This is a genomic window from Pseudomonas sp. B414, from assembly GCF_055408445.1.
The window spans coordinates 98,026-105,823 of sequence record NZ_JBUZTQ010000017.1 but is presented as its reverse complement, the minus strand read 5'-3'; the positions used below and the strand labels follow the sequence as shown (position 1 = coordinate 105,823).

7 protein-coding genes are annotated in these 7,798 nt (G+C 58.7%); 2 read left to right on the top strand and 5 right to left on the bottom strand.

All coding sequences use genetic code 11. The annotated features are described in order from the left end of the window. The 4 genes from ACZRMH_RS15810 to ACZRMH_RS15795 all read right to left on the bottom strand — a co-directional run. Positions 1 to 663, bottom strand: a 663-nt coding sequence (locus tag ACZRMH_RS15810) for a DUF4225 domain-containing protein (protein WP_464014200.1), incomplete at its 3' end; no start/stop codon positions are given. After that, complete coding sequence (locus ACZRMH_RS15805) at positions 660 to 1,145, bottom strand: Hcp family type VI secretion system effector (protein WP_464014199.1); 486 nt, start codon at positions 1,143 to 1,145, stop codon at positions 660 to 662. The genes ACZRMH_RS15805 and ACZRMH_RS15810, both read right to left, overlap by 4 nt. Before the next feature lie 121 nt (positions 1,146 to 1,266). Continuing rightward, positions 1,267 to 1,902 (bottom strand): response regulator transcription factor, encoded by a 636-nt coding sequence (locus ACZRMH_RS15800; RefSeq protein ID WP_464014198.1) that lies wholly within the window; start codon positions 1,900 to 1,902, stop codon positions 1,267 to 1,269. Positions 1,903 to 1,904: 2 nt separating this feature from the next. Then, positions 1,905 to 3,710: a PAS domain-containing sensor histidine kinase gene (locus tag ACZRMH_RS15795; protein WP_464014197.1), complete on the bottom strand. Its 1,806-nt coding sequence runs from the start codon at positions 3,708 to 3,710 to the stop codon at positions 1,905 to 1,907. A 180-nt stretch (positions 3,711 to 3,890) separates the two neighbouring features. Between ACZRMH_RS15795 and ACZRMH_RS15790 the strand changes: the two genes are divergently transcribed. Further along, complete coding sequence (locus ACZRMH_RS15790) at positions 3,891 to 5,513, top strand: acyl-CoA synthetase (protein ID WP_464014196.1); 1,623 nt, start codon at positions 3,891 to 3,893, stop codon at positions 5,511 to 5,513. A gap of 142 nt (positions 5,514 to 5,655) precedes the next feature. Further along, entirely contained in the window at positions 5,656 to 7,428 is a 1,773-nt protein-coding gene (locus tag ACZRMH_RS15785; protein WP_464014195.1) for an acyl-CoA dehydrogenase C-terminal domain-containing protein, read from the top strand. Between the two features lie 64 nt (positions 7,429 to 7,492). Here ACZRMH_RS15785 and ACZRMH_RS15780 read toward each other — a convergent pair whose 3' ends face one another. After that, on the bottom strand, positions 7,493 to 7,789 hold the full coding sequence (locus ACZRMH_RS15780) for a putative quinol monooxygenase (RefSeq protein ID WP_464014194.1): 297 nt from the start codon (positions 7,787 to 7,789) through the stop codon (positions 7,493 to 7,495). Positions 7,790 to 7,798 lie beyond the last annotated feature (9 nt).

The following is a 7,798-nucleotide window of genomic DNA, read 5'->3' as shown; positions in this document are numbered from 1 at the left end:
GAATGATCGCGCGCTCTTCAACGCTGAGTTCGGAATAGGACATAGGGGCAGCACCGTACCGGAAAGGTCAGGTGTTGCACTCAGTTTTCGCGGCCGCCCCATTTTGCCTATACCATAGGCTGACGAACTCAAGTCAACCACTCCATAGGCCACATCGGCTTCACAATCACCCTTCCCCAGCATCCCGGAAATGGCGCGATAACCCGTTCTCAGGGGCCCTACAGTATCGGAACGATTCTCGAAAAGGTTGCGTCCGTTTTCATAGGTGCTATTAGCGCCGTTAAGCATCATGGGCGCACCCGCCAAAAGGCAAAGCGTGCCCAGTGAGGCGTAGCAAATGCCAGCACCTGCAGCAAACTGAAGCGCTCCCGAGATAGCGCCCGCCCCGCGCAAGGCTACATCTTTTGCCTGGCTGAGCAGGCTGTTTTGCTCATCCTTTAGCTCGTTCAATCCCTGCTCAGCGGTTTTATTACCTTGAGAAACATCATTGACAATGGCTCTGGCGTAATAAGCAACCTCTCTGTTGAATTGCAGGCGCAACGTGCCATCTTTTATATATCTGGCGCCTAATGTGCTGGCTTGGCTCCCCAGCCTTGCGGCAGCCTGGCTAACCATCCAATAATCACAGCTATCAGGCGTGCAACTTTCGCTGGTTGATTTCATTCATCATTCCCCCATGTGCTATACCCGCTGGTGCCGGCAACGTGGTGGGTCCACGTAATCTCCCGGTAACGAATAGCAATTTGCTCTTGAGGCTCTGCGTCGTTTTGCAATATGGCATGGGGCATTTCAAGGGTCAGGTCAGAAATAATCCCGCCATTAATCGAAACGGAATAAAATTTTTCTTGCAGACCAAAAGACGACACTCGATAAAAACTGATTGTGCCGTTTATTTCCTCTCTGGTTGAGAGTGCTTGTGCGAGGAGTGGCGAGGCCTTATCAACGTTTTTGGTGATAAAGATTGGACCATGTGTTGGTTTGTTAATATTTCCGATATTGAGCATGTTGTGGGTGTAAGACAACACCATGATTTCGTCGGTATGCCCGTTCTGGCATTTATTGCCAATAGAGTCTTGGGTTGAACACCCCGCCGAAATCAGTCCTTGCGTCTTTCCGGTGATACTCATATAACCGTGGTTAGCCATGCGCCTATCTCCTTTTCGGCAGCACAGTCTATTGCCGAGGGAGATATAAGGGTTGTAGGACGCGTCCGGATAAAGCGTGCGTAATGTATCGATTCTGAACTTTACAACAGCCCACTGGCAGCTAACGCAGCTTGAGTGGATCAACCAGCCCGGCAGCTATGGCCATGCCCACCAGATCAGCCAGGTGCTGCGCCTGCATGCGCTTCATCACCCGGGAGCGATACAGGTCGATGGTCTTGGGGCTGACCGCCAGTTGCTCGGCAATCTCCCGGGTGGTGTAGCCCTTGACCAGAGGCAGGAACACATCCCGCTCGCGGGGCGTCAGGCTCTGCAGGCGCTCTTCAAGCTCTGTCTGCTCCTGGCTCGCCGTTTGCTGCGCACTGCCACCGCTGAGGGCCTGCTGCACGCTGTCGAGGAGCAGCTGCTGGTTGTAGGGCTTTTCGATAAAATCATGGGCACCTGCCTTGAAGGCCCGTACCACAATGGGCACATCGGCATGGCCGCTGACAAAGATCACCGGCATCTTGATCCCGCGTTCCTGCAGCGCTTGCTGCACATTCAGGCCGCCCATGCCCGGCATGCGGATATCCAGTACTACGCAGGCACTGAGTGCAGGGTCGCAGGCATCCAGAAAAGCCTGCCCACCGGTAAACGCCATGGCATTCAGACCCACGGACTCCAGTAGCCAGACGGTCGAATCGAGCATGCCCTGATCGTCATCCACTACGTACACCACAGACCGGGTTTGGGTTGTCATCTTTACTCTCTTGTTGTTTTAAGTGAGGCCAGCAACGGCAGGCAACAGCACATCAGCAGGCCGCTGGTTTGCGGGCGGGCATCGAGTTCACCGCCAAAACCTTCGACGATGCTGCGGCTCATTGATAACCCCAGCCCCAGGCCATCCGCCTTGCTGGTGTAAAACGGCGTAAACATTTGCTCAAGCTGCCCGGCACTCACCCCCGGCCCCTGATCCTGCACGCTGATTTGCAAGGTTGTACCATCCTTGACCTGAGCCTGCAGGATGATGCGCGAAGGCTGCCCCGGCAATTGCTCGTTATTGGCGTCTATGGCATTGCGCAGCAGATTGAGCAGCACCTGTTCCAGCAGCACCCGGTCGGCGTAGACCGGTGGCAGTGAATCCGGCAGTTGCTGCTCGATGGTGACATGGCGCTCACCGGCCTCCCAGGCACACAGGCTGACTGCCTGGCGTGCCACCTCACTGATATCCAGCGCTTGCAGGTTGCGCCGACCCTTGCGCAAAAAGCCGCGCAGGCGCTTGATCACTTCTGCAGCGTGATTGGCATGCAGGTTGATCCGCTCCAGCCCCTGGGCCACGCGTTCGACAGCCACAGGGTTGCTGTCCAGGGTTTGCAGGTAACGCTGGCTGGCATTGGCGTAATTGACCACCGCCGCCAGCGGTTGATTGATTTCGTGGGCAATCCCTGAGGCCAGTTCACCCAGGGTGACCAACCGCGCTGTATGGGCCATTTCATCCTGATGATGACGCTGTTGGGCTTCGCGCAATTCACGCTCGCGCATATCCCGCGCCATCAGCGAGAAAAATCGTTCACCTGCGGTCGAGCGATGCGCCAGCAGCAGGAGCGATACCGGTATCGAAGGTGCGCCATTCAAGGGTAGCAAGCGCGTTTCGTGGCTCCACAATCCCTGTTCCTCGGCACTGCGCCAGCCATTGGACTCCAGCGTGGCCAGCACTTGCGCAGGCAAGAAAGCGGCCAGTGAGGGCATCCCCTGTGCAGGCAGCAAGCCGAGCAGGCCTCGCGCAGCCGGATTGAGGTACGACACCCCGCCAGCCGGGTCGATAAACAACACCGGATCAGGGTTGGCCTCTACCACCTCGGCCAGGCGCCGCTTGTTTTCTTCGGCATGGATACGCGCAGTGATATCCCGCGACACACTGACCACTTCCACCACGGCGCCGGTATAGGTTTCACGTATGGCCCGGCTGGCCGTCTCAAACCACAGGTAATGCCCCGCGTGATGGCGAATGCGATAAGTCATGGTGTGATAGCCATCGAGTTGCAAGGCATCGCGGGCCTGGCGCAGCGCCAGCTTCAGGTCCTGGCAGTGGAACAGGCGCTGGGCCAATGTGCCACGCAGGGTTTCGGGCCAATAGCCCAGCAGGGTCCAGGACGCCGGCGAGGCATCAAGAAAGCGCCCGTCGGGGGTATGTCGGGAGATCAGGTCGGTGGTGTTCTCGGTAATCAGCCGGTACAGGCGCCGGGCCCTCGCCGCTTCGCGTTCGGCCAGTAACTCGGTACTGGCCTCGCGACCTCGGGCTACCACGCATTGGTTGTCGAGGTCGGGGATCAGTGTCCACAGCCAGATCTGTTGGTCGCAGTGCGCCTCAACCTGCTCAATGGCTCTGCCCTGTTGCAGGCAAGCGCGCACCAGCTCAGGCAGATTACCCGGCAGCAAAGTGCTTGCGTGATGCAGGGCCCTGCCCCCAAGCAATAGGCTCAACGCCCGGTTCGCTTTCAGCGCCAGGCCGTCTGCGTCGAGCACTACAGTGGGTTGAGGATCATGGAGCAACAGGGAAAGCGGCATTGGGCGTCCCGGCATCTGAGCATGCATTTTTCATATGGTACAACTACTATAGTGCTTAGGTATTACTTCCATATCAAACCCTGAGTGGGCTATAAGTCAGACCGGACATCAAACTGACCCGCTCGCCACCGGCAGAGCAGGCAGCCATAGAGCTAACAATCAGCCACCGGAATGACCTTCATGTCGATTTTTGAGCACGGCCTTGGGCCGACTGCCGTAAACCATACTGCCCTGTCCCCGCTGGGCTTTATCGAACGTACTGCCAGCGTCTACCCCGATTACCCTGCCGTGATTCACGGTTCCATCCGCCGTACCTGGGCGCAGACCTACAGCCGTTGCCGCCGCCTGGCCTGTGCCCTGGCCGGACGCGGAATTGGCCAGGGCGATACGGTGGCGGTGATGCTGCCCAATATCCCGGCCATGCTGGAAGCGCATTTCGCGGTGCCCATGATCGGTGCCGTGCTCAATGCCCTAAACGTGCGCCTGGACGCCGAAGCCATTGCCTTTATGCTGGCCCACGGCGAAGCCAAGGTACTGATTGCCGATCGTGAATTCCATGACGTGGTGCACGCCGCCGTGGCCATGCTGGACCACCCGCCGCTGATCATCGATGTGGATGACCCCGAGTACGGCGAAGGCCAGCCAGTGAGCAATCTGGACTACGAAGCATTGCTCGCCGAAGGCGACCCTGACTATGACTGGCAGTGGCCCACTGATGAGTGGCAGGCGATTGCCCTGAACTACACCTCGGGCACTACCGGCAACCCCAAGGGCGTGGTTTATCACCACCGCGGCGCTTACCTCAACTCCCTGGGCAACCAGATGGTCTGGGCCATCGGTAATCACCCGGTGTATCTGTGGACCTTGCCGATGTTCCACTGCAACGGCTGGTGCTACCCGTGGATCATCACCGCACTGGCCGGCGTGCATGTGTTTCTGCGCCGGGTTGACCCGCAAAAAATCCTCACCCTGATTCGCGAGCATCAGGTGACTCACCTGTGTGGTGCGCCGATCGTGCTCAATGCCCTGGTCAATATGCCCGAGTCCGCCAAGGCCGCGATCGACCACCCGGTACACGCGATGGTGGCCGGTGCGGCACCGCCGGCCAAGGTGATTGGTGCCGTGGAAGAAATGGGCATCAAGGTGACCCATGTCTATGGCCTGACCGAAGTCTATGGTCCGGTGACCATCTGTGCCTGGCATGACAAGTGGGATGAACAGCCCCTGGCCGAGCGTGCGCAGATCAAATCCCGTCAGGGCGTACGCTACCCGACGCTGGAAGGCGTGATGGTGGCCGATCCGAAAACCCTGGTGCCCACCCCCCGTGACGGCGAGACCATGGGCGAGATCTTTATGCGCGGCAATACGGTGATGAAGGGCTACCTGAAGAACCCCAGCGCTACCGCCGAAGCGTTCGAGGGTGGCTGGTTCCATACCGGCGACCTGGCGGTGTGTCACCCGGACGGTTATATCGAGATTCGTGACCGTCTCAAGGACATCATCATCTCCGGTGGCGAGAATATTTCCACCATCGAGGTCGAGGGCGTGCTGTATCGCCACCCAGGGGTGATGGAGGCGGCGGTGGTTGCTCGCCCGGACGAGAAATGGGGTGAAACCCCGTGCGCCTTTATCACCCTCAAGGCCGATCACCCGTTGGTGCGCGAGGCTGAGATTATCGCCTTTTGCCGCGATCATCTGGCCGGCTTCAAAGTGCCGCGTACCGTGGTGTTTACCCTGCTGCCCAAAACCTCGACGGGCAAGATCCAGAAGTACGTCCTGCGCGACATGGCCAAGGCCCTGTAACCATCACACTGATCCCTGTGTGGGTGGCGCAAAAACCTGTGGTAGCTGGCTTGCCTGCGATGGCATCAGCCTGTTCACCCAGATACACCGCGCCGCTCCCACAACAGCAGTTGCCACAGAACTCCCTTGAGGTTTTTTTGTCATGCCAGAATTCAATGCCCCCCTGCGCGACATGCGCTTTGTTTTGCACGAAGTATTCGAAGCCCCTGCACTCTGGGCCCGTCTGCCGGCATTGGCCGACCATGTCGATGCCGATACTGCCGATGCAATTCTCGAAGAAGCGGCCAAGGTCACCGGCCAGTTGATAGCCCCGCTCAACCGCAGTGGCGACGAGCAAGGCGCGCAATGGCATGCGGGTAAGGTCACAACGCCCGAAGGTTTTAAATCGGCCTACAGCACCTATATCGAAGGCGGCTGGGTCGGCCTGTCGGGCAACCCCGAATTTGGCGGGCTGGGCATGCCGAAAATGCTCGCTGTGCAATTTGAAGAAATGCTCTACGGCGCCAACTCAAGCTTTGCCCTGTATTCGGCACTTACCAGTGGCGCTTGCCTGGCCATTGACGCCCACGCCAGCGCGGCACTGAAAAACACTTACTTGCCACCGATGTATGCAGGTCGTTGGGCCGGTTCCATGTGCTTGACCGAGGCCCATAGCGGCACCGACCTGGGGATTATCCGCACCCGGGCCGAGCCGCAGGCGGATGCTAGCTACAGCATCAATGGCAGCAAGATTTTCATCACCGGCGGCGACCAGGACCTGACCGAAAACATCATCCATCTGGTTCTGGCCAAACTGCCCGATGCGCCACCCGGGCCGCGGGGTATCTCGCTGTTTCTGGTGCCCAAGGTGCTGGTCAATGCCGATGGTTCGCTTGGGCAAGGCAATGCCGTCAGCTGCGGCTCCATCGAACACAAGATGGGGATCAAGGCTTCAGCTACCTGCGTGATCAATTTTGACAATGCCCAGGGCTGGTTGATTGGTGAAGCCAACAAGGGCCTGGCAGCAATGTTTACCATGATGAATTACGAGCGCCTGTCGATCGGCATTCAAGGCATAGGTTGCGCCGAAACCTCCTATCAGAATGCCCGTACCTATGCCCGTGAGCGTCTGCAAAGTCGCGCCCCGACCGGGGCCGTGGCGCCTGACAAAATGGCCGACCCGATCATCGTGCATCCCGATGTGCGGCGCATGTTGCTGAGCATGAAAGCCATGACCGAAGGTGGTCGGGCATTTGCCAGCTACGTGGGCCAGCAACTCGACCTGGCCAAGTTCTCCACCGAGCCCCTTGAGCAAGAACAGGCCAGTGCGCTGGTGGCCTTGCTGACACCGGTGGCCAAAGCCTTCTTTACCGATACCGGCTTCGACAGTTGCGTGCTGGGCCAGCAAGTGTTCGGTGGCCACGGCTACATCCGTGAGTGGGGCCAGGAACAACTGGTTCGCGATGTGCGCATCGCGCAGATTTATGAGGGCACCAACGGCATCCAGGCACTGGATTTGCTGGGCCGAAAAGTGATCGCCAATGGCGGCGTCAACCTGCGCCTGTTTACCGCACAAATCCGTGACTTCGCGGCTCAACCCGGCAAGCCTTATGCCAGTGAACTGCTGGGCGCTGTGCAGCGCCTTGAAGATGTCAGCGACTGGTTGCAGGCACAGGCGAAAACCAACCCCAATGAAACGGGCGCCGCCTGTGTCGAGTATCTGCACCTGTTTGGTTATGTGGCGTATGCCTGGCTTTGGGCGCGCATGGCCGATGTGGCCCGCCACTCACAGAGCAGCGACCCTGGGTTCTATGCCGCCAAGCTGGCAACTGCAGAGTTCTATTTCAGTCGCCTGTTGCCGCGCACCCTGAGCCTGGAACAGGCCATACGGGCTGGCAGCGAATCATTGTTCGAACTGGATGCCGCGCTTTTTTAAACCCTGCCAAAAAACGGCGGCCGGTTCAGGGCCGCCGCATCGTGTTGCGCCATCAAACCGTGCTTTAAACGCTCAGTTCGTCCAGCAGCAACACCTCGCGGTGGGCCAGTAGATCACTCACGGCCTGGGCCATCGCCAGATAGTGCGGCGTGGTTTTGTGATGCTCGATGGCTCCCATATCCGCCCAACCCTCAATAAATACAAAACGCTCGGGGTCGGTGCGATCCACGTGCAAGTCATAGAAACGGCAGCCCGGCTCGGCTCGCGAGCCTTCGACACAGGCGCGCAGTGCCTGTTCGACAGTTTTGCCATGGCCGGGCCTGGCACGCAGCGTGGCAACAATTTTGATGATGTGAGGCATATCTACTTC